General features: G+C 62.0%; 19 protein-coding genes. 5 read left to right on the top strand and 14 right to left on the bottom strand.

Annotated elements, in window-relative coordinates:
• Positions 1-14 precede the first annotated feature (14 nt).
• The gene (locus JBO08_RS27600) at positions 15-803 is read left to right on the top strand and encodes a response regulator transcription factor (protein WP_065889032.1); all 789 of its coding nucleotides are present in this window, start codon (positions 15-17) and stop codon (positions 801-803) included.
• Positions 804-807: 4 nt separating this feature from the next.
• On the opposite strand, the gene JBO08_RS27595 is transcribed toward JBO08_RS27600, so the two are convergent.
• The 8 genes from JBO08_RS27595 to cpaB are packed head-to-tail and all read right to left on the bottom strand — an operon-like array spanning position 808 to position 8226.
• The gene (locus tag JBO08_RS27595) at positions 808-1077 is read right to left on the bottom strand and encodes a DUF3613 domain-containing protein (RefSeq protein WP_220075286.1); all 270 of its coding nucleotides are present in this window, start codon (positions 1075-1077) and stop codon (positions 808-810) included.
• 10 nt (positions 1078-1087) lie between these two features.
• Positions 1088-1798 carry a tetratricopeptide repeat protein gene (locus tag JBO08_RS27590; protein WP_065874271.1) on the bottom strand — a complete coding sequence of 237 codons (711 nt, stop codon included), beginning with the start codon at positions 1796-1798 and terminating at the stop codon, positions 1088-1090.
• Between the two features lie 10 nt (positions 1799-1808).
• Positions 1809-2696: a type II secretion system F family protein gene (locus JBO08_RS27585; protein WP_065874270.1), complete on the bottom strand. Its 888-nt coding sequence runs from the start codon at positions 2694-2696 to the stop codon at positions 1809-1811.
• 1 nt (position 2697) lies between these two features.
• The gene (locus tag JBO08_RS27580; protein ID WP_065874269.1) at positions 2698-3579 is read right to left on the bottom strand and encodes a type II secretion system F family protein; all 882 of its coding nucleotides are present in this window, start codon (positions 3577-3579) and stop codon (positions 2698-2700) included.
• A 10-nt stretch (positions 3580-3589) separates the two neighbouring features.
• Complete coding sequence (locus JBO08_RS27575; protein WP_065874268.1) at positions 3590-4861, bottom strand: CpaF family protein; 1272 nt, start codon at positions 4859-4861, stop codon at positions 3590-3592.
• Positions 4858-6051 (bottom strand): pilus assembly protein, encoded by a 1194-nt coding sequence (locus tag JBO08_RS27570; protein ID WP_065874267.1) that lies wholly within the window; start codon positions 6049-6051, stop codon positions 4858-4860. The genes JBO08_RS27575 and JBO08_RS27570 overlap by 4 nt, the downstream gene beginning before the upstream one ends.
• Positions 6048-7265 (bottom strand): type II and III secretion system protein family protein, encoded by a 1218-nt coding sequence (locus tag JBO08_RS27565; RefSeq protein WP_065879946.1) that lies wholly within the window; start codon positions 7263-7265, stop codon positions 6048-6050. Before JBO08_RS27565 ends, JBO08_RS27570 begins: the two co-directional genes overlap by 4 nt.
• 19 nt (positions 7266-7284) lie before the next feature.
• On the bottom strand, positions 7285-8226 hold the full coding sequence (cpaB, locus tag JBO08_RS27560; RefSeq protein ID WP_220075287.1) for a Flp pilus assembly protein CpaB: 942 nt from the start codon (positions 8224-8226) through the stop codon (positions 7285-7287).
• Positions 8227-8558: 332 nt separating this feature from the next.
• On the opposite strand from cpaB, the gene JBO08_RS27555 reads away from it, so the two are divergent.
• Positions 8559-8750 carry a Flp family type IVb pilin gene (locus tag JBO08_RS27555; protein WP_065874264.1) on the top strand — a complete coding sequence of 64 codons (192 nt, stop codon included), beginning with the start codon at positions 8559-8561 and terminating at the stop codon, positions 8748-8750.
• A gap of 58 nt (positions 8751-8808) precedes the next feature.
• Positions 8809-9213: a response regulator gene (locus JBO08_RS27550; protein WP_220075288.1), complete on the top strand. Its 405-nt coding sequence runs from the start codon at positions 8809-8811 to the stop codon at positions 9211-9213.
• Between the two features lie 131 nt (positions 9214-9344).
• On the opposite strand, the gene JBO08_RS27545 is transcribed toward JBO08_RS27550, so the two are convergent.
• The 4 genes from JBO08_RS27545 to JBO08_RS27530 form a co-directional block, all read right to left on the bottom strand.
• Complete coding sequence (locus JBO08_RS27545) at positions 9345-11027, bottom strand: ShlB/FhaC/HecB family hemolysin secretion/activation protein (RefSeq protein WP_220075289.1); 1683 nt, start codon at positions 11025-11027, stop codon at positions 9345-9347.
• A 185-nt stretch (positions 11028-11212) separates the two neighbouring features.
• Complete coding sequence (locus JBO08_RS27540) at positions 11213-12694, bottom strand: collagen-like triple helix repeat-containing protein (RefSeq protein WP_220075290.1); 1482 nt, start codon at positions 12692-12694, stop codon at positions 11213-11215.
• Between the two features lie 301 nt (positions 12695-12995).
• Positions 12996-13844 (bottom strand): MaoC family dehydratase, encoded by an 849-nt coding sequence (locus tag JBO08_RS27535; RefSeq protein ID WP_065945519.1) that lies wholly within the window; start codon positions 13842-13844, stop codon positions 12996-12998.
• A gap of 2 nt (positions 13845-13846) precedes the next feature.
• Positions 13847-15190, bottom strand: coding sequence for a 3-oxoacyl-ACP reductase (locus JBO08_RS27530; protein WP_065874259.1), 1344 nt, complete (start codon positions 15188-15190; stop codon positions 13847-13849).
• 114 nt (positions 15191-15304) lie between these two features.
• On the opposite strand from JBO08_RS27530, the gene JBO08_RS27525 reads away from it, so the two are divergent.
• Together JBO08_RS27525 and JBO08_RS27520 are read left to right on the top strand one after the other, a co-directional pair.
• Positions 15305-16582 carry an acetyl-CoA C-acetyltransferase gene (locus JBO08_RS27525; RefSeq protein WP_220075291.1) on the top strand — a complete coding sequence of 426 codons (1278 nt, stop codon included), beginning with the start codon at positions 15305-15307 and terminating at the stop codon, positions 16580-16582.
• A 134-nt stretch (positions 16583-16716) separates the two neighbouring features.
• On the top strand, positions 16717-17616 hold the full coding sequence (locus JBO08_RS27520) for a PA4780 family RIO1-like protein kinase (RefSeq protein WP_065874257.1): 900 nt from the start codon (positions 16717-16719) through the stop codon (positions 17614-17616).
• 160 nt (positions 17617-17776) lie between these two features.
• Here JBO08_RS27520 and cueR read toward each other — a convergent pair whose 3' ends face one another.
• Both cueR and JBO08_RS27510 read right to left on the bottom strand, forming a co-directional pair.
• Positions 17777-18178, bottom strand: coding sequence for a Cu(I)-responsive transcriptional regulator (gene cueR, locus JBO08_RS27515; RefSeq protein ID WP_010213432.1), 402 nt, complete (start codon positions 18176-18178; stop codon positions 17777-17779).
• Positions 18175-20376: a cation-translocating P-type ATPase gene (locus tag JBO08_RS27510; protein WP_065879952.1), complete on the bottom strand. Its 2202-nt coding sequence runs from the start codon at positions 20374-20376 to the stop codon at positions 18175-18177. Before JBO08_RS27510 ends, cueR begins: the two co-directional genes overlap by 4 nt.
• Positions 20377-20417 lie beyond the last annotated feature (41 nt).

Here is a 20417-nt window from a genome sequence, read left to right as displayed (position 1 = left end):
GCATGGAGTGGCGCGTGAACAAGCTTACCTCAGCGGTGAAAGTGCTCGTGGTCGACGATCAGCCGATGATCGTGGAAGAGCTCTGCGAATTTCTTGAAGGCAGTGGTTACCGCTGCGTCCCTTGTGAATCCAGTCGGCATGCGTTGCAACGCTTCGGCGAGGATGCCGACATCGGCTTGGTCCTGTGCGACCTGCATATGCCGGACATGGATGGCATCGAGCTGGTGCAGGCCATGCAGAAGGTGGCGGGCAAGCAGCGGGCGTTCGAAGCGATCATGCTGACCGGACGTGCCGACAAGCAGGACGTGATCAAGGCCCTGCGCGCAGGAATCTCGGATTACTACCAGAAGCCGATCAACCTCGATGAGTTGCTCGAAGGCCTGCAACGCCAGGAAGCGGCGTTGGAAGAACGGCAAAAAGAGCTGCAACTGGGGCACTTGAACCAGAAGCTGCAATACCTCTCCGAATCCATCAATGACCTGTACCAGGACCTCGATAAAGTGCGCCGCAGCCCAAGCCCCGGCTTGGTGGACGATGGCGAGCCGGTCGCCGAAGAGGCTGGACCAGTGGAGATTCCGACCATCTTCAACCAGCTGTCACCGCGCCAGCTCGATGTGGCTCGTCTGGTGGGCAAGGGCCAGACCAACTACCAGATTGCCTGTGAGCTGGGGATCACCGAGAACACCGTCAAGCTGTACGTGTCTCAGGTGCTGCGCCTCACCCACATGCACAACCGCACCCAGCTGGCGTTGGCCTTGTCACCGAATAACTCGGCGATGCGCCAACGGGTCACCGCCCACTAGGGTGTCACTGGCTCTTCCCGCCTTGGGAAGACCCTCCCGACTCCGATTCAAAGAACTCCGGAATCGGATGCTTATTGCTGTCCAGCCAGCGCTGAAAGGCTTGCTCCCGTTCTGCGGGAGTGGTCCTTTGCGGTGTCGCCGAAGCGGCCCGACCATTGACCTGCAAGGCCAGCCAGTTTTCCGTCTCCGCTTGTTGCGGGGACGACGGGCCAGGTTCGAAAGCCAGTGCGCTCAGCGGCAGCAGCGCCAGGCCAATAAGGTAATGTGCTTTCATCAATCACTCCTTACTTGAGGGTCACCGGCAGGGCATCGCTCACCGCCGCTACTTTGCGCGTCGCCGCGCGGGAGCCCTTGAGTTTTTCCGCGCGTGCCTGGGCAACGGTGACTTGCTCGGGGTTCAGGCCCAACTGGCTGACCACTTTCGCCGCTTGCCCCCAGTCGTCCTGATAGATCAACAGCGTCACCAGGTTGACGGCGGCCAAAGGATCGCCCTGCTTGAGCTCGATGGCGGTCATGAATTCAAAGCGAGCGTCTTCCAGGCGCAACTGGTTGAGGTACACCACGCCCAAGTCATTGCGGATCTTTTCGTCCGTGGGCGCCAGCCGCGCCGCTCGTTGCATATGGGCCATCGCTTGGTCGTTGTCGCCCTTGGCCGCGGCCAATTGCCCCAGGCCGTGTTCGCCTTCAGCGGTCATGCAGGTGCCGAGCAGGCTGCGGTACAACGGCTCGGCCTCGCTGCGCCCCAGCAAGCGGTAATTGCGGGCCTTGCGCTGGCGCACCTGGGGCAAGGACTCGGGCTGGCTTTGCAGGTTGGCGAGGCTGGCGTGCAGCTTGCCTTCGTTGGCCAGGTCGTCCGACAGGTTGAGCGCCAATTCCTGGTCTGAACTCGGCTTGGCGCAACTGCCGGATGAGGTCATCGCGGCCCAGGGTGATTGGCCGTTGGTGGCGCAGCCGCCGAGCATCAGCAGGGCCACGCCGGCAATCAGTACTTTCATCAACGTCTCCTCAAAAGTGATTCAAAGCGCTGGCGATGCCGATAAACGCCGGGCCACCGAGCACGATCAGCAACGCGGGGAACAGAAACACCATCATCACCACTGACATTTTTGCCGACATCTTCGAGATGTACTCCTGCAGGCGAGTCAGGCGTCGGTCGTCGAGCAACTGCTTGAGCGCCAGCAAGGACTTCATCGCGCCGCCACCCTGATGGATCAATTGCTGCAGGATGATGCAGGTGTCGGTGAACTCATCCACTTCCAGCAAGCGCGCGGTCTTGCCCAGTTCTTCGCTCAGCTCCAGGCCGGAATCGACACGCGCCAGGATCAGCCGCAATTCATGGGTAAGCGCGGGTAGCAGGCGTTCGGCTTCGTTGCCCAGCACCCGCAGCGACTGCTCGACCGCCATGCCCGACTCGAACAAGATGCGCAGCAGCGGAATGAACGTTGAGATTTCTTTGGCGATGGCCTGCTGGCGATGTTTGGCCGCCGCAGCCAACACGCGTTTTGGGAGCAGGTAGCCGATGCCCAGCGCAAACATCGGGGCAATCCATGCAGGTTCTGCGTGAGGAAACAGCAGTTGCTGGCCGATGAGCGTCAGACCCAGCAGCACGATAGGCAAACCAATCTGGAAGGCAGCAAACAGCGAGCGCTGGCTAGCCTTGCGCCAGCCGACCCGGTTGAGCAGGATCTGCGTCTCGTTGTCCAGGCTGACCGAGCGCTGCGCCAGGGTGCTCGCGCCCAATTGACGTATGAGCGTGCCGATCCTTGCATCGCCGCTCATCCGCCCCTGCAAGCGTTCAGCCACCCGGCGTCTGCGACGTCGATTCTCGAGCACTTGGCCGCCCACCAATACCGCGGCGGCGAGCAACAACAAGGCGCAGGCCAAAAGTGCCATCTCAGACACTCCTCAGCATGCGCCACATGATAAAGGTGCCGCCGAGGTCCATTGCCAGCGCGGTGAACAGCATCATGCGCCCCGTGCCGTCGTTCCACATGGTCATCAAATAGCCGGGGTTGACCACCATGAAGTAACCCACGATCAACACGGGCAGGCCGCCCAGCACATAGGCCGTCATGCGCGTTTCGCCGGTCATGGCTTTGAGTTGACGGGCGCCTTGTTCCCGCTCGCGAATCATGTTGATCAGGTTTTCCAGCAATTCGCTGGCATTGCCGCCATAGCGATGGTTGACCTTCAAGCCAAGGGCAAACAGGCGGAATTCGTCCTGTTCGTAAAACTCGGCGAAGTCGCTGACCGAATCCGGCAGACTGATCCCCATGCGCACATTGCGTTGCACGCGGCCCATGGCGTCCTTCAGTGGGTTTTCAACGCTCTCGACCCCGCCCAGTACGGCGTCTGCCAGGGTTCTGCCGGATTTGAGGCTGCGTACGCTATGGTCCAACAACTGTGGCAATTGCTCGACCATGCGCTGCACGCGCTGTTGATAACGCCAGCTGATAAATATGCGCAATGCCAGGGGCGGCCCCACGATCATGGCGATCAGGCCCAGCCCGTCGGCGAGCAACCAGCCCAGCAGTGCGCCGATGACCCAGGCGCTCAGCCACAGGCCCAAACGGTCCGTGGGTTTGCCCAGCCCCGCGCGCAGGAACATGCGTTCAAGGCCGGTCCATCTGGTACTCGGTTCCTGGGCCTCGGGCTGGCCATCGCCGAGGCGTTCCAACACGCGGTCCGTCTGTGCCTTGCGCAGGGCATGTTGAAGCTGCCAGAACGACAAGCCGATCAGCAGCAGGCAGACAAGCAGCAACACCGGTCCAGTCATCACGCGCTCCCTAGGGTGGCAAGGCCGATTCGCGGCGCAGTTTGTCGCCGGCCGGGTTGAGGGCTTCGCGCAAGAAACCAACGCCGGTGCGCCGGTCCAGGCGGAACAGGGTGTTGGTGACATACACGTCATCGCGCACGCCGACCACCTCCACCACCTCGCTCACGCAGCGACGGCCATCGGGCATACGCGTCAGTTGGATAATCACGTCCAGTGCGGCGCAGATCATCTGGCGCAAGGTTTTTTCCGCGATCACGCGACCGGTCAGGCCCACCAGGGTTTCCAGGCGCAGCAACGCATCCTGGGCATTGTTGGCGTGCACCGTGCTCATGGAGCCGTCGTGACCGGTGTTCATCGCAGTCATCACGTCGAGCACTTCCACACCACGGATTTCCCCGAGGATGATGCGGTCCGGGCGCATCCGCAAAGCGTTGCGGATCAGGTCGCTGGACCTGACCTCACCGTGTCCCTCAGCGTTGGGCGGACGGGTTTCCAGGCGGACCACGTGCGGGTGGCCCAGTTGCAGCTCGGCGACGTCTTCGATCGTTACCAAGCGCTCGTGGGGGTTGATCAACTGACTGAGGATATTCAGCAAGGTGGTCTTGCCGGTACCCGTACCGCCGCTGATCAGGATGTTGCAGCGTCTGCCCACGGCCTCCTGGAAGAACTCGAAAATGCTCTGGTCGATAGTCTGCATGGCCACCAGATCGCTGCTCTTGAGCATGTCTTTGCGAAACTTTCGAATCGACAGGCACGGGCCGTCCAGGGCAATCGGCGGGATGATCGCGTTCACCCGGCTGCCGTCGGGCAAGCGTGCATCCACCATCGGCGAGGACTCATCCAGGCGTCGGCCCAGCGGCGCGAGGATACGTTGCATCACGCGTTCCACGTGGTGGTCGTCGATGAAGCGCAAGTCACTCTGGTGCAGCAGGCCATCACGTTCGATAAACACCCGGTGCGGCCCGTTGACCAGGATTTCGGTGACCGACGGGTCGCGCAACAGCACTTCCAGCGGGCCGAAACCGGTGAGTTCGTCGACGATCTCTTCGGCCAGGCGCTCCATCTCATAGCGCGAAATCGCCAGGCGCATGCGCGTGATGTATTCCGACACCTTGTCGATGACAAATTGCGCCAGCGACTGGCGCGTGCCTTCGAGCAGGTTTTTGCCCGACTCCTCGATGGCGTCGATGATGTAGCGATGCAGCACCAGTTTCAGCCCATCGTGATCGCTGTTGCCGCTGACGCTGCGGGCCGGGCCGCCAAACAGTTTTTCGCCGCTCATCGTCCCGCCCCCAGGATGCGTTCAAACCAGCGCATTGAGGGCTTAGCAAGGCCCTCGGAGCGTTTTGCCAGGCGCTCGCCCAAGGTGCGTACGGCTTGGGTCAGGGGTTCACGTGGGGCCAGGGCGAACAGGGTCTGGCCTTGGTTTTTCACGTTCAGGCGCAGCTCAGCGCTCAGGGGCAGCACGGCGACGCACTCAAGGCCGAAGCTTTTTTCCAGGGCGTCGGTGTCCGGCGCACAGGCCTTGATGTACCGGTCGATCACCAGCCTGGCGTGATCAAGCTTCATGCCTTTTTCGCGCCAGCGGCTGAGCACCGCGAGGTTGCGGCGACAGTCCAGTACGTTTTGGTCGGTGCACCACAGCAGCTTGTCGCAATGGCTGACAAAGGTGCGCAGCGCTTCACTGTCTGGCTGGCCGGTGATGTTCACGACGATGTGCTGGAAGTGTTGGCGCAGTGCGCTGAGCAACATGTACAGCTCGGCGGCGCTGGTCAGTTTGAGTGGCTCGTCACCGGTGGCGTACGCCAGGATGCGCAGGCCATCCAGGGCGGTGGTAAAGGCACTGTTGATCAACGTGGTATCAAGGCGGCGTAAATGCCGCAACGCATCACCGAAATTGAACGTGCTCTCCAGGCCCAGCAAGGCCAGGCTGTCGCTGCGGGGCAGGCCCAGGTCGAGCAGTAAGGTCTGCTGCCCGCTTTTCTGCACGACCATGGCCAGGTGGGTTGCCAGCATTGCGCCGTCAGCGTTGCTCTGAGTGCCAAACAGTACGGTCAGGCCCCCCAACTGTGCATTGTGGGCGACGGTTGGCAGGCGCTTGCTCAGGCGTCGCACCAGCCCCGCCACTTCGCTGGAACGCGAGCCGTAGGCTACAAAGTCGCGGGCACCGGCGCGCATGGCGTTGAGTACCAGTTGGTTATCCATGCCATCGCCGAGGGCGACCACGGCGAGCATCGGCTTGGCTTCCAGGGCACCTTCGATGAGCGCGCTCTGGGCCACGACGTTTTCCCGGTCGAGGCCGACGAACACCAGGTTGGCGAACGTCACGTCCACCAGCGCCAGCAGTTCGTCCAGGCTGCCGGTGCCGGCGCTGACGACTTGGCCAAGGGGCGCGAGGGCACCCTGCAGCCACTCCAGGTCGGTGGTGTTGCGCGTGATGGCGAGGAAGGTCTGGCTCAGGCTATCGCTCATTGGGAAAGTCCACTGCGACGGTCGAAATTACCGTTTTCCAGGAAGAACATCCGGTACCAGTTCGGGTCGTAGCTGCGCAGTTTTTCACCAGGCAGCGACGGCAGTTGGGCGTTGGCGGCCAACGGCTGCACCAGGTGCGGCGTGACGATCATCAGCAGTTCTTTTTCTTCGCGGCTGATGTTGGAGTCGCGGAAAAATGCCCCGAGGACCGGGATATCGCCCAGCCCGGGAAACTTGCTGATGGTGGAGCGGTTATTGGTACTGATCAGGCCACTGATCACGAAACTTTCGCCATCGGCCAGGGACACGCTGGTGTCGGTGCGGCGCACGGTCAGGGCCGGCACCTGGATGCCTTGGATCTGCACCGCGTTGCTGTAGTCCAGCTCACTGACTTCCGGCGCCACCTTGAGGGTGATGCGGTTGCGGTCAATCACGGTGGGGGTCAGGGTCAGGCGAATGCCGAACTCCTTGTACTCGATGGAGATGGTGTCGCTGCCGGCGCTGGGCACCGGGATCGGTACCTCGCCACCGGCCAGGAAGGACGCGCTCTGACCGCTCATGGCCACCAGGCTTGGGCGTGCCAGGGTGTAGGCGAAACCGCTGCGTTCCAGCGCGTTGATCATGGCTTTGACCCGGCCCCCGCCAAACCCGATGTTGAAACTCTCAGTGCTCACCGGCAGCTTGAAGACGCTCTCCGCGGGGGACAGGAGATTGGGGCTGCCAAGGAAGAAGTTTGTGCCAATGCCCAAAAACTTCGTGCTGGCTTCCTTGAGCTTGGTGCGGCTGACTTCCACAAAGCGGATATCGGTCTGCACCTGGCTGGGCAGCAGTGGGTCTTGCGATGGCGACAATGACAGGCTGGTCAGCGCCGAGGTGGCTTTGCCCTTGACGAACACCATGCTCTGGCGCGGCACGCTGGCACAGGCGGTCCACACCATCAGGCTGGTGGCGCCGCTGGTGACGCCGGTCAGCAGGAAGTGACGGTCGCCATTGACGCGCACATCGGCAATTTTCGGGTCGCCGATTGCCAGGCGCGTGATCGCCACTGGCGATTGCAGCTCTTGTTGCAGGCCTTCTCCCACTTCGACCACGGCCGGCAGTTGACCCAGGGCGCTGCAGTTGCCCGGCGCCGCCAAGGCCATGCCGACCGGCAGGCACGACAGCATCAAAGCCCAAGCCATTTGCGTGAACATGGGTGCGTAGCGATGGCTCATTCAAGGCATCCTTGCTCGATCACGGAGTTTGTGGCGCCGCTTGGGCACCGCGAATCACTTCAATGCCACGGCGCACGCCAGGCCCGCCACCGGCCGGCGCGATTCGTTTTGGCGGGCCGGTCAGGGCTAATTGGGTGAATTGGTAAAGGTCGCGGTTGGCGCTGTCGAGTTTCTCCGGCGCGTCGTTTTCGCCGGCCCAGTAGCGGCTGAGCAGTTGCTCCTCGGCGCTGCGTACGGCCAGGCGCAAGGTGCCGGCTTGCGCCGCGAGCATCAGGCGGCTTAATAAAGGCTCTGGCACGGCCAGCACCACGGTGCGTGCGGCGGCGCGGCGTTGGGCGGCTTGGACGCGCTCTTCGGCCGTGGCCGGCGGTGGCAGTGCGGGCTGGCCATCGTTGGCCAAACCCAACTGATCGCCGACGCTGAGCAGGCGCATCGCCGGAAGGGCAACCTGGGCCGATTGCTCGCTGTTGCTGGCATCCTGGCGCAGGAACAGCAACACATCCACGTAATCCCCGGGGGTCAACTGGCCGCCCGCGCCGATCACCTCATCCACGGCGACGGCCAGCGCGCGTTCATTGGGACGAATCATGCGCGCCAGCGGGCCACCGCCGCTGAAGCTGTCCTCGGTGAGCCAGGTGCCTGCACCCAGGGCGCGCAGCGGCATGCGGCCGAGGGCCTGGTCGAGTTGGGTCAGGCTGCCGGCAGGCACGGTGCGCAGTTTTTCCACCGCGAGGTCGGCGGCGGTCAGGGGAATAAAGGCGGGCACGTCATGCACCAGGACCACTACCGGTTGGCGGGTTTGGTCTTCAGCGGTGGTGACGGTGTTTTCCACGGAAACGACAGGTGCGGCGGGGGCTGCGACTGGTTCCGGTGCGCGGCTCAAAACAAGCCCCCAGTACCCGGCGATCAATGCCCCGATCAGCAACAAGCCGGCCAGGACCATGCTGATGCGACTGTTCATGACGGCTCTCCCTTTCCCCGTTGCACTACACACCCGTCTAATCCAAACGAGTTAATCCGCAACCTGGCTGTGATGAACATCTAACGATTTGGCTATTTGAAGGTAGCTCAGCTAGGACAAAAAGCCATTAACCCAGGTAAAAATTATCGGACCTTTAAACCTCGCCTTTTAAACCCTACGTTTATGGCGCCAACGTTGCGACTAATACTTTGTGATTAATCCGTTCTTACAGTTGTGAGTCTGAGGTTTGTTGACAATGCTTTAGTGGCACGCCGTGATCATCTGGTGATAGAGCCCTTCCGGCTTTCAGTGGCGTTTTAGGGAGAAGTATTATGTTCCTTGACATGATGTTGAAACTTTATGTCCAGACGCAGTTGTTTTTTCAACGCAAAGACGGCGCGTCGGGTATTGAATACGCGATTATCGTGGCCATGGTTGCACTGGTGATCGTCGGTGCAGGTACAGGCCTTGGAACTAAGATCAAGTCCATCTTTGATAGCGTCGCTACTAAAATGACGACTTGATAGTCTGCTGATAACTGTGAGAAACACTCATTAACGTTCTTTCTGTCCAGGTACAGCCATGAGCGCCTCTTTTTCTTCCCGCCAACAAATTCTTTTGGTGGATGATGAAGAGGACGCCCTCATCGAACTCGCCGAGTCCCTCGAAAACGAGGGGTTTGTCTGTTTTACCGCCAACTCCGTCACCTTCGCCCTGCAAGAATTGACACTCCATCCCGACATCGCCCTGGTCATCACCGACCTGCGTATGCCCGAGGAAAGTGGCATTTCCTTGATCAAGCGCCTGCGCGAACACACCTCACGTTCTCATCTGCCCGTGATTGTGATGTCGGGCCATGCCGAAATGGATGATGTGAGCGACATGCTGCGTTTGCAGGTGTTGGACCTGTTCCGCAAGCCGATCTACCTGGTGCGGCTGATCGACACGTTGAACAACCTGTTTCCCGTTCCCAACGCTAAATCGTAGTGAGCGGGCTTGCCCCGCGCTGGGCTGCGCAGCAGCCCCATTGGCGGCGCTGAGTTTCCCCAGTTGGAACGGAGGCGGCTGAATAGTGGGCTGCTGCGCAGCCCAGCGCGGGGCAAGCCCGCTCACTACAGTCAGAGCTGATAACTGAAGCTTAACGAGTAGCGCGGGCGTCGATCGAAGCTGTCCAGCGCTACGTCGGACATCGGCTTGGCGACTTCCAGCGCGATGTTGTAGTACTTGGCGTCGCCAAAGCGCAGCCCCACCGCTGCCGATGACATGTCGTTACCCTTGACCGGCAGGTCGTTGAACCAGGTCTTGGCGCGGTCGAACACCACGTAGGGTTGCAGGATCCTCACCCAGTCGCCGGCGCGGTTGTAGCTGTAGTTGACCTCGTACGCCACGCCCCAGCCTTTGTCGCCCGTGCCCTGGTCGTCGGGGTAGCCGCGCCCGAAGCTTTGCCCGCCGAAGGTGGCGCGTTCGCTGTCGGGCAGGTTGTCGTTACTCCAGTAGAGCGCGCCGGACAGTACGCCTTGCCAGTTGTCGAGCAGCTTGTTGCTTTGCACGCCGGACAGGCGCAGGCGGAAGAAGTCGAGGTCGGGTTTAAGACCGCCGAAGTCCGTGTGAGTCGTGGCGCCCATGCCATTGATGCCTTGGTACACACCGCCGCTGATGATGCGCAGCGACGTGGTGTCTGCCTTGCGCCAGTCTCCTTCGAAGGCCAGGGCGCGCAGGTCGGTTTGCAGTTCAAAGCGCTGGGGGAAGCCGTCCAGTGTGTAACGGGTGGTCTGGTCGACGGCATAGAGGCGCGTACCGAGGCTCAACGACTCCGTGGGCGAGGCGATAAAGGGGTGGCTGAGGCCGATTGAGTAACGGTCGATTTCCTGGTGCGGCTTGAGCTCGAAGCCATCACCCAGTTGCAGGCGGGTGCTGGGGGCGGCGCGGTAGCGTTCGCCCGAGAGCACCACCTGGGTGCCCTCGGCATTGATGAATTGGCTGTAGCTGGCGCGGTAGTAATGTTCTTTGTCTTCGCCAGGTGGAAACAGGCCGCTGAGGCTCAGTTGTTCGCCCATGGACGTCCATGAGTTGCTGGTGCCGGTCAGCAGCGCCTGGGTTCCGCCGCGGCTGGCCTCGTTGAGGCTCATGCTGGTGGTGAAGGGCTTGCGGCTGGCGGTGATCTGCATGTGAGTGCCGCCGTCTGTCGTGCTTGGCGGAGGCACTTGCGCCTGCAAGGTCACGCCTGGGATGGCGCTCATCAGGGTGGTGTAGCGCTCGAAGGTCTTGCGCGTGAGTGGGCGCTCGGCCGTGAGTTTTCCCGCCAGTTTGTCGACGTAGGACGAGACGGCGCCGATGTCGCCTTGCAGCTGGTAATCGCGGATGTAGCCTTCGACCAGCACCACCTGCACCAGGCCGCCTTCGAAGCGTTGTTCCGGCAGGAAGGCGTAGGACAGCAGGTAGCCGTCTTCCTGGTAGCGCCGGGTGATGTTGCGGGTGGCTTCGATCAATTGCGCCAGGTTGGTTTCATGGCCAATCAGCGGCTCGAATACCTGGGCGATGTCCTTGAGTGGGTAAACCGTTCCGCCGTCGATCTGCAGTTTTCGAATGGTCACTTTGGTGTCCATCAGCAACGGCTGCCCGGCGGTGGGGGCTGGCACCGGCACCTGGGTGGGCGTCGCGGCCGGTCGGTAGGCATCGGCGGGCAGGTTGGGCACCGGAAGGTTACGGATGGTGTCGTTGCTGTTGAGGAAGCTGGGTAGGGTATCGGCGTGGGCGTAAGCACTGAGGGTGAGCAATAACAACGGTGTCAAAGCGCGCATAGGACACTCCATGGTCAAAATTGCTGCAGCGTTTCGCAGATGCCCGCCGGGCTCTGGGGGCGCGGTTCGGGTGTTTTCAGGGGTCGATCATTGACCCCTAAAAAAGACGAGAGACTTAGTGGGTCTCTCGTCTCAACCAAGCGTAGGCGCTGTAGGTGAGGCCGTCTAATCGGCCAGGTGCAATTCTAATTTTTGCCGGTCAGGCCACCCAACAGCCCACCCAGCAGGCCCCCATTTGCACCGGCGCCTGCTCCTGCACCCGCAGAGGCACCGGCGCCGAGGTTCAGGCCTCCACCGAGCAAGCCACCACCGGTATTGGTGCCGCCGGTGACCAGGCCGCCGATCGACGCGACGGTGCCACCCACGGCGGTCACGGTGCCGCCCAGGGCGTTGGTGACCGGGTTGGCAGTAGTGCCGCTGATTTTGCCGCCGAGGCTGCCAACCGCGTTGCCCACATGGGTGACCAGGCCGTTGACCGGGGCGCCCAGGCCGGTGGAGCCGCCAATGGTTTGGGTCAGGCTCTGCACGCCGCTGGTCACAGGGTTGAGTGCATTGCCGATGTGGCCGGTCAGTCCTGCGACCGGAACGCTGGTTTTAGTGCTTGGCGTGCCACCACCGAGGGCGGCCACGGTGATGCCCGTTTTGACACCGGTGACGCCTGCTGCGCTGACCACGCCATTGGTGTTGCCAGCGTCCAGGCCACCGCCGGCACCGGCGATCACGCCACCGATGAGTTCGGCGAGGCCCAGTTTATCGGTGCTGCCTGTACCGCTGTCGTCGCTGCCGCCGCTGGTGTCCGCATCAGGGTCGACATAACCGCGGGCCTTGTCGACCACGCCGCCAACGCCATTGAACACGTGGCCCACGGCGCCAGTCACGGGGTTGCCCGTGCCGCCTGCGCTGGCGACTTTATCGCCCAGGCCATCGACGGTATCGCCGACTTTTTCCAGCAGGCCGCTCACCGGCTTATCAAGGCCCGTCGCGTTGCCGACTTTAGCGGTGGTGTTTTCCACCAGGGAAACAACCGGCACCAGGACTTTCGCACCTGCCGCGTGGGTAACCGAACCCAGTGGGCCGCTGGTGCTCGCGGTACTCAGGGTGTCACCAAGCATGGTCACGGCATAGCCGACCTTGCCCACCACATTGCCCACCGCCGGTGCGGCGCCGCCGACCACCGGCACGTTCCCGAGCAGGGTGGCGACGTTGGCACCGGTCACGGTCACGCCATCTCCCAGGTCGGACACACCATTGGCCACGCCAGCGACGGTTTTGCCCAGTGCGTTACTGTCGGTACCCAGCGTCCCCAGGCCATCCGACAAGCCGCGTCCGATGGTGTCTACTGCGTTGCCGGTCGCCGTTACCAGGTCGCCAGCGGTTGCGCCAACGATCGGCAGGCTGCCAAGGGTAGTGCCCAGGCTCCTGAAGGTGTTGCTGAGGTCGGTCATGGTATCGCCGCCGGTATCGACCACGTCGGCAGTGACCAGTGAGGCTGAGCTGACGCCTGGATCGGTGCCGCCGCCAGTCCCGCCACCGCCGGCATCGGAGGAACCGCCGGAGGAACCACCGCTTTTATGCCCGCCACCACCGCTGCTGCAGCCGCCGAGTGCCAGTGCTACTGCCAGGGCCAGCGCGGTACTTGCTTTCCAAAACACGATTTGAGTTTTCATGATTGAGTTCCCTGCACCTGTACAACCTTGGTTGTCTTCAAGCGCTCGCTATTTCTTGGGATAGCGATGCGTTTGTCCGTGTGGCTATAACAGCCCCGGCGGCGCGCTCTCTCAATTATCTCTTTGGTATTAACGATTTATATACCGCTGCAATGAACCGGTTAAGCGACTAATGCCAAGGGTATAGGGGGAGGGTGTATCAAGATGTATATGTTTTTGAAATCAAAGAGTTGAATAAAAAAGCGGACTTAAAAAAGTCCGCTATTACTTAAGGTGTATATATACAATTAATCAGTTTAATTCAGGCTATCGGCCGCCACTTACCTACCATATGTTCAATGTCGCCAGCGCCTTTCAACCACAACTCACCGGTGGAACCGGCGGCGCTGGTTAATAACGTCACATCACCGGGCAGGCGCACGGGTTTCTTGAACTCGACGTCTATTTCGATATTGGCGGCGGGCAGGTGTTCGCTGAGGGCGGCGAGCGTGCGCGCCTTGTTCCATAACCCGTGAGCAATGGCCTGAGGGAAGCCGAACAGCTTGGCGGTCAGGGCGCTGAGGTGGATCGGGTTGTAGTCACCGGAGACCCGTGCATAACGGCGGCCGATGTCGGCAGGGGCTTTCCAGCGGGTCAGTTCGTTGACATGGGTCGGGGAAGGCTGGGCGTGATCCTCTGCGTCACCTTCCAGTTTCACGCCCCGGCACAGCATGCGGCTCTCAGCTTCCCAGAGCAGGCCGAGGGAATCCTCGACGCTGGTCACTAATTCAAAGGTCGCGCCTTTGGGGTGGGGCTTGAGGTTTTGTGTGTGCACGCTGATGGACAGCTCGCTGACGCCGCCCAGAGGACGGTGAATGCGGATGCGATTATTCAGGTGAATCAACCCCAGCAGTGGGAAGGGAAAGTTGCTCTCCGTCAGCAGCTGCATCTGCAAACCAAACGCCAGGATATGCGGATAAGTTGCCGGCAGAATCGGGCTGTCGGTAAAACCACAGACCTTGCGATACGCCGCCACCTGCTTAGGGTCGATGCTCACCCGACAGCGCAACCCCTGTTCGGGCAGGGTGTTGCCGGTAATCTTGCGCTTAAGCGCCGCGCGCCAATACAACGGCGGCAGAAACGGCGTAGCGCCTAATGTCTTCCATTGCATGCCTATGCTCCCAGGATACTTTGCCCACACACCCGCAGCGCTTGCCCGCTGACCGCACCGGAACCCGGTTGGCCAAGCCAGGCCACCGCTTCGGCGACGTCTTGCGGCAAGCCACCCTGGCCCAGCGAACTCATGCGCCGCCCGGCCTCACGCAGCGCGAACGGAATATGCGCGGTCATCTGGGTTTCGATAAAACCGGGGGCCACGGCGTTAATGGTGATGCCGCGTTCCTTGAGCAATGGCGCCCAGGCTTGCGCGAGGCCGATCAACCCGGCCTTGCTCGCGGCATAGTTGGTTTGCCCACGGTTACCGGCGATGCCGCTGATCGATGCCAGCAGCACCACGCGGGCGTTGTCGTGCAGGGTGCCGCTGTCGAGCAAGGCCTTGGTCAATAGTTGCGGTGCGTTTAGATTGACCGCCAGCACCGCGTCCCAGTATTCCGGGGTCATATTCGCCAGGGTTTTATCGCGGGTGATACCGGCGTTGTGCACCAGGATGTCGAGGCCATCGGGCAGTTGTTCGATCAATTGGCTGGCGGCGTCTTCGGCGCAGATATCCAGCACCACGGTGCGGGCACCCAGGCGCGCGGCCAGGGCTTCGAGGTCGGCCTTGGCCTGCGGCACGTCGAGCAGGATGACCTCGGCGCCGTCGCGGGCCAGGGTTTCAGCGATAGACGCGCCAATGCCTCGGGCGGCGCCGGTGACCAGCGCCTTGCGCCCGGCCAGTGGTCGCGTCCAATCCTCAACGGGGGTGGCGCAGGCTTCCAGGCGAATCACCTGGCCGGAGATATACGCACTTTTCGGCGAGAGGAAAAAGCGCAGCGCGCCTTCCAGTTGGTCTTCGGCACCCTCGCCGACGTAGAGCAATTGCAACACGCCGCCATTGCGCAACTCTTTGGCCAACGAGCGGCTGAAACCTTCCAAGGCGCGCTGTGCGCTGGCGGCGAACGGGTCGCGGAGGCTCTCCGGCGCGCGGCCGAGGATCACCACGTGGGCGCTGTTATCCAGGTTTTTCAGCAACGGCTGGAAGAACTCGCGCAGTTGCTTGAGCGTGTCGGTGTGCTGCAGATCGCTGGCATCGAATACCACGGCCTTGAGTTTGGGGCCATGGCCGGGAATCCACGTCGAGGCTTGGCTGCCGTAGGTGTAGATAGCGTCGGTGAATTTGTGAGCAAACGCTTGCACGTTGGTTGCCAGCGCACCACCGCCCAGCAGCAACGCGCCTTCCACCGGACGCAGGCGCCCGGCTTGCCAGCGTTCCAGGCGTACCGGTGACGGCAGGCCAATGGCGGCGACCAGGCGATGGCCGAGGCTTGAGTTGGCGAAGTCGATATAACGGTCAGACATGGAACGCTCTCCGAAGGCTGGGGTTCAAAGGGTTGACCACCCCGGGGTGGCAGTCGTTCGATTGAGCCTAGGCTAGGCTTGATGATTCCACCCACAACCATCAGGGAGCTTTCCATGACTCAATTGCGCCGTGTAGCGATCATTGGCGGTAACCGCATTCCTTTCGCTCGCTCCAATGGTCCGTATGCCACCGCGAGCAACCAGGCGATGCTGACGGCTGCGCTGGAAGGCCTGATCGAACGCTACAAGCTGCACGGCCTGCGCATGGGCGAAGTGGCGGCCGGCGCGGTGCTCAAGCATTCGCGCGACTTCAACCTTACCCGCGAATGTGTGCTGGGCTCGCGCTTGTCGCCGCAGACACCGGCCTATGACATTCAACAGGCCTGCGGCACCGGGCTGGAAGCCGCATTACTGGTGGCCAACAAGATTGCCCTGGGCCAGATCGAATGCGGGATTGCCGGCGGGGTGGACACCACTTCCGATGCGCCCATCGGTGTAAATGAGGGCCTGCGCAAGATTCTGCTGCAAGCCAACCGCAGCAAATCCATGGCGGATAAATTAAAAGTCCTGTTACAACTTCGTCCCCATCACCTCAAGCCCGAACTGCCACGTAATGGCGAGCCGCGCACAGGCCTGTCCATGGGCCAACATTGCGAATTGATGGCGCAGACGTGGCAAATCCCCCGCGCCGAACAGGACCAGTTGGCCCTGGAAAGCCACCAGAAAATGGCCGCCGCCTACGCTGAAAGCTGGCACAACGATTTACTCACACCGTTCCTGGGCCTGACCCGCGACAACAACCTGCGCCCCGACCTGACCCTGGAAAAACTCGCCGCGCTTAAACCCGCCTTCGAGCGCAGCGAGAAGGGCACGCTGACTGCCGGCAACTCCACGCCCCTCACGGACGGCGCGTCGTTGGTACTGCTGGGCAGCGAAGCCTGGGCCAAGGAACGCGGCTTGCCAATCCTGGCGTATCTGCGCGATGGTGAGGCGGCGGCGGTGGATTTCGTCAACGGCGCCGAAGGCCTGCTGATGGCACCGGTATATGCCGTGCCGCGGCTGCTGGCGAGGAATGGCCTGACGCTGCAAGACTTCGATTACTACGAGATCCACGAAGCCTTCGCTGCCCAGGTTTTGTGCACACTCAAGGCCTGGGAAGATGCGGACTACTGCAAGACGCGCCTTGGGCTTGACGCGCCGTTGGGGGCCATCGACCGCAGCCGGCTTAATGTAAAAGGCAGTTCCCTGGCCGCCGGGCATCCGTTTGCCGCCACAGGTGGGCGTATCGTCGCCAATCTGGCCAAGTTGCTCGACGCAGCAGGTAAGGGGCGAGGCCTGATTTCGATCTGTGCCGCCGGCGGTCAAGGCGTGACGGCGATCATCGAGCGTTGATTGCGCCACAAATTGGCATATTGGATGCATTCTGAAGGGGTCAGAGGTCGGTAGCCTCTCCCACCGGCGAGCCGATTGCCGTATAACGAGTTCCACACGCGTGTTTGGTAATACAGGACCCACAATAAAAGCTGATGAAGACTCCTAAACGCATTGAACCCCTGATCGAAGACGGTCTGGTCGACGAAGTGCTGCGCCCACTCATGAGTGGTAAAGAAGCAGCTGTTTATGTGGTGCGCTGCGGCAACGAATTGCGTTGCGCCAAGGTTTACAAGGAGGCGAACAAACGAAGTTTTCGTCAAGCGTCCGAATACCAGGAAGGCCGTAAGGTCCGTAACAGTCGCCAGGCCCGGGCCATGGCCAAAGGCTCCAAGTTCGGCAAGAAAGAAACCGAAGATGCCTGGCAGAATGCCGAAGTGGCGGCGTTGTTCCGCTTGGCCGGCGCGGGCGTTCGCGTGCCCAAGCCTTACGACTTCCTGGAAGGCGTGCTGTTGATGGAGCTGGTGGCCGACGAGTATGGCGACGCCGCGCCACGTCTGAACGACGTGACGCTGGATCCGGACCAGGCGCGCGAATACCACGCCTTCCTGATCTCGCAGATCGTGCTGATGCTGTGTACCGGCCTGGTGCACGGTGACTTGTCCGAGTTCAACGTACTGCTGACGCCAACCGGCCCGGTGATCATCGACCTGCCCCAGGCGGTGGATGCGGCGGGCAACAACCACGCGTTCAGCATGCTGGAGCGGGACGTGGGCAACATGGCTTCCTATTTCGGGCGTTTTGCTCCCGAGTTGAAGAAGACCAAGTACGCCAAGGAAATGTGGGCGCTGTACGAAGCCGGCACCTTGCACCCGGCCAGCGTCTTGACCGGCGAGTTCGACGAGCCGGAGGAGTTGGCGGACGTGGGCGGTGTGATCCGCGAAATCGAAGCAGCGCGGCTGGATGATGAACGTCGTCAGGCGATTCGCGCGGCGGATGATGCGCCGCAGAGCAAAGTGTCGGACGAGCCACCGCCACCGCCGTGGATGCAGTAGTCAGAGCAACTGCGATCGAATGTGGGAGCTGGCTTGTGTGGGAGCTGGCTTGCCTGCGATAGCATCAACTCGGTGTGACTGACATACCGAGGTGTCTGCATCGCGGGCAAGCCCGGCTCCCACACAAGCCAGCTCCCACAGTTGTTTTGTGTACGCCTGGTCAGGCGCAACAGCTGCCCGATGCCAACTCCTTGAGAATCGGACAATCCGGCCGATGATCGCCCTGACAGTGCTCCACCAGGTCCTGCAATGTATCGCGCAGTTGTCCCAGTTCCAGAATCTTCTGGTTCAACTCTTCGATGTGTTGGCGCGCGAGCGCCTTCACGTCAGCGCTGGCCCGTTGCCGGTCCTGCCACAGGGTGAGCAACTTGCCGACTTCCTCCAATGAAAACCCCAAATCCCGCGAACGCTTGATAAACGCCAGGGTGTGCAAGTCATCCTGGCCGTACACGCGATAGCCACTGTCGGTGCGGTGGGCGGCTTTGAGCAGGCCGATGGATTCGTAATAGCGAATCATCTTGGCGCTGAGCCCGCTCTGGCGTGCGGCTTGGCCGATGTTCATGGGCGTTGATCCTCCAGATCCTTGGGTTTCCAAGTCTTCAACAGTAACGCATTGCTTACCACGCTGACGCTGGACAAGGCCATCGCGGCCCCCGCCAGCACTGGATTGAGCAGGCCAAACGCTGCCAGGGGAATGCCAATTAAGTTATACACAAAGGCCCAAAACAGGTTCTGGCGGATTTTTGCGTAGGTCTTGCGGCTGATCTCCAGCGCGGCCGGCACCAGGCGCGGATCGCCGCGCATCAGGGTGATACCGGCCGCGTGCATGGCCACGTCGGTGCCACCGCCCATGGCGATGCCGATATCGGCGGCGGCCAGGGCCGGGGCGTCGTTGATGCCGTCGCCGACCATCGCGACGACGTCGGTTTTCTTTAGTTCGGCGACGGCGGCGGCTTTGTCGGCGGGCAGCACTTCGGCATGCACATCATCGATGCCCAAGGCCTCGGCGACCACGCGGGCGCTGCCGCGATTGTCACCGGTGAGCAAATGGCTGCTGATGTGCTGGGCCTTGAGTTGCTGCACAGCCTCCAGCGCACCGGGCTTGAGGGTATCGCCAAACGCGAACAGCCCCAGCACACGCGGTTGCGCACCTTGCTCGATCAACCAGGACAAGGTACGCCCCTCGGCTTCCCACGCCTTGGCGGAGTCGGCAAGGTCGCCCATGCGCAAGCCGCTTTCTTCCAGCAGCCGACGATTGCCCAAGGCCAGCGGTTGCCCCTCAAGCGTGCCGGCGATACCGCGCCCGGTCAGGGATTGGCTGGCGCTCACGTCGGTCACGTTCAAGCCTTGTTCATGGCACGCATCCAGCACGGCCTTGGCCAACGGGTGTTCGCTGCCGCGTTGCAACGCGCCGGCTTTTTGCAGCAGCAGCGCTTCATTGCCATCCACTGCCGCCAAGTGGGCGATTTTCGGCGTGCCTGAGGTGAGGGTGCCGGTCTTGTCAAAGACCACGGCGCTGACTTCATGGGCGCGTTCCAGGGCTTCGGCGTCCTTGATCAGGATGCCGTGGCGTGCAGCGACGCCTGTACCGGCCATGATCGCGGTGGGAGTGGCCAGGCCCAGGGCGCACGGGCAGGCGATCACCAGTACCGCTACGGCATTGATGATCGCGGTCTCCAGGGACGCGCCATACAGCCACCAGCCGATCAAGGTGATGGAGGCCAGCACCAACACGGCAGGGACGAACACCTGGCTGACTTTATCCACCAGTTTCTGGATCGGCGCCTTGGCGGCTTGTGCGTCTTCCACCAGGCGGATGATCCGCGCCAGCACGCTTTCGGCGCCGAGGGCCAGCGTGCGCACCAACAGGCGGCCTTCACCGTTGATGGCGCCGCCGGTGACTTTATCGCCGGTCTGCTTGGGCACCGGCAGGCTTTCGCCGCTGATCAAGGCTTCATCGGCATGGCTTTGACCGTCCACCACTTCGCCGTCCACCGGGAAGCGTTCGCCGGGTTTGACCAGCACCAGGTCATTGAGCTTCAAAGCGCTGATGGCGACGTCTTCTTCGCGACCGTCGAGCACTCGAATCGCCCGTTCGGGACGCAGGGCTTCCAGGGCGCGGATGGCGCTGGCGGTCTGGCGTTTGGCACGGCTCTCCAGGTATTTACCCAGCAGCACCAGCGCGATCACCACCGCCGAGGCTTCGAAGTACAGGTGCGGCGCCATGCCTGGGTGGGCCGTGAGCCATTCATAAATGCTCAGGCCGTACCCGGCGCTGGTGCCGATGGCCACCAGCAGGTCCATATTGCCAGCGCCGGCCCGCACGGCTTTCCAGGCAGCGATATAGAAGCGCGCGCCAAAGATGAATTGCACCGGTGTGGCCAGGGCGAACTGCGCCCAGGCGGGCAACATCCAGTGCAGGCCAAAAGGTTCCACCAACATGGGCAGCACCAACGGCAGTGCCAGCAGGATCGCCAGCAGCAACGCCCAACGCTCGCGATGCAGGCGCTGGGCTTGATTGGCTTCGGTGGCCGTTTCGCTTTGGGGCAGGGTGGCGGTGTAGCCGGCCTTGTCGACGGCGGCGATCAGCACGCTGGCGTCCATTTGGCCAAGCACTTCAACATGGGCACGTTCGTTGGCCAGGTTGACGCTGACGCTTTGCACCCCCGGCACTTTGCCCAGCGCGCGCTCGACCCGGCCGGCACAGCTGGCGCAGGTCATGCCGCTGATGGGCAGGTCAAAGGTGGTGGATCCATTCATGGGGCAGTCCTCCAGGAGAAGTTGCCCCTAGGATCAACCTT

Origin of the sequence: Pseudomonas sp. LAP_36, assembly GCF_019456785.1 — a bacterium.
Classification (GTDB): Bacteria; Pseudomonadota; Gammaproteobacteria; order Pseudomonadales; family Pseudomonadaceae; genus Aquipseudomonas; species Aquipseudomonas tritici.
Note: the sequence above shows the minus strand (reverse complement) of the source record. Positions and strands in the feature narration are given on the sequence as shown.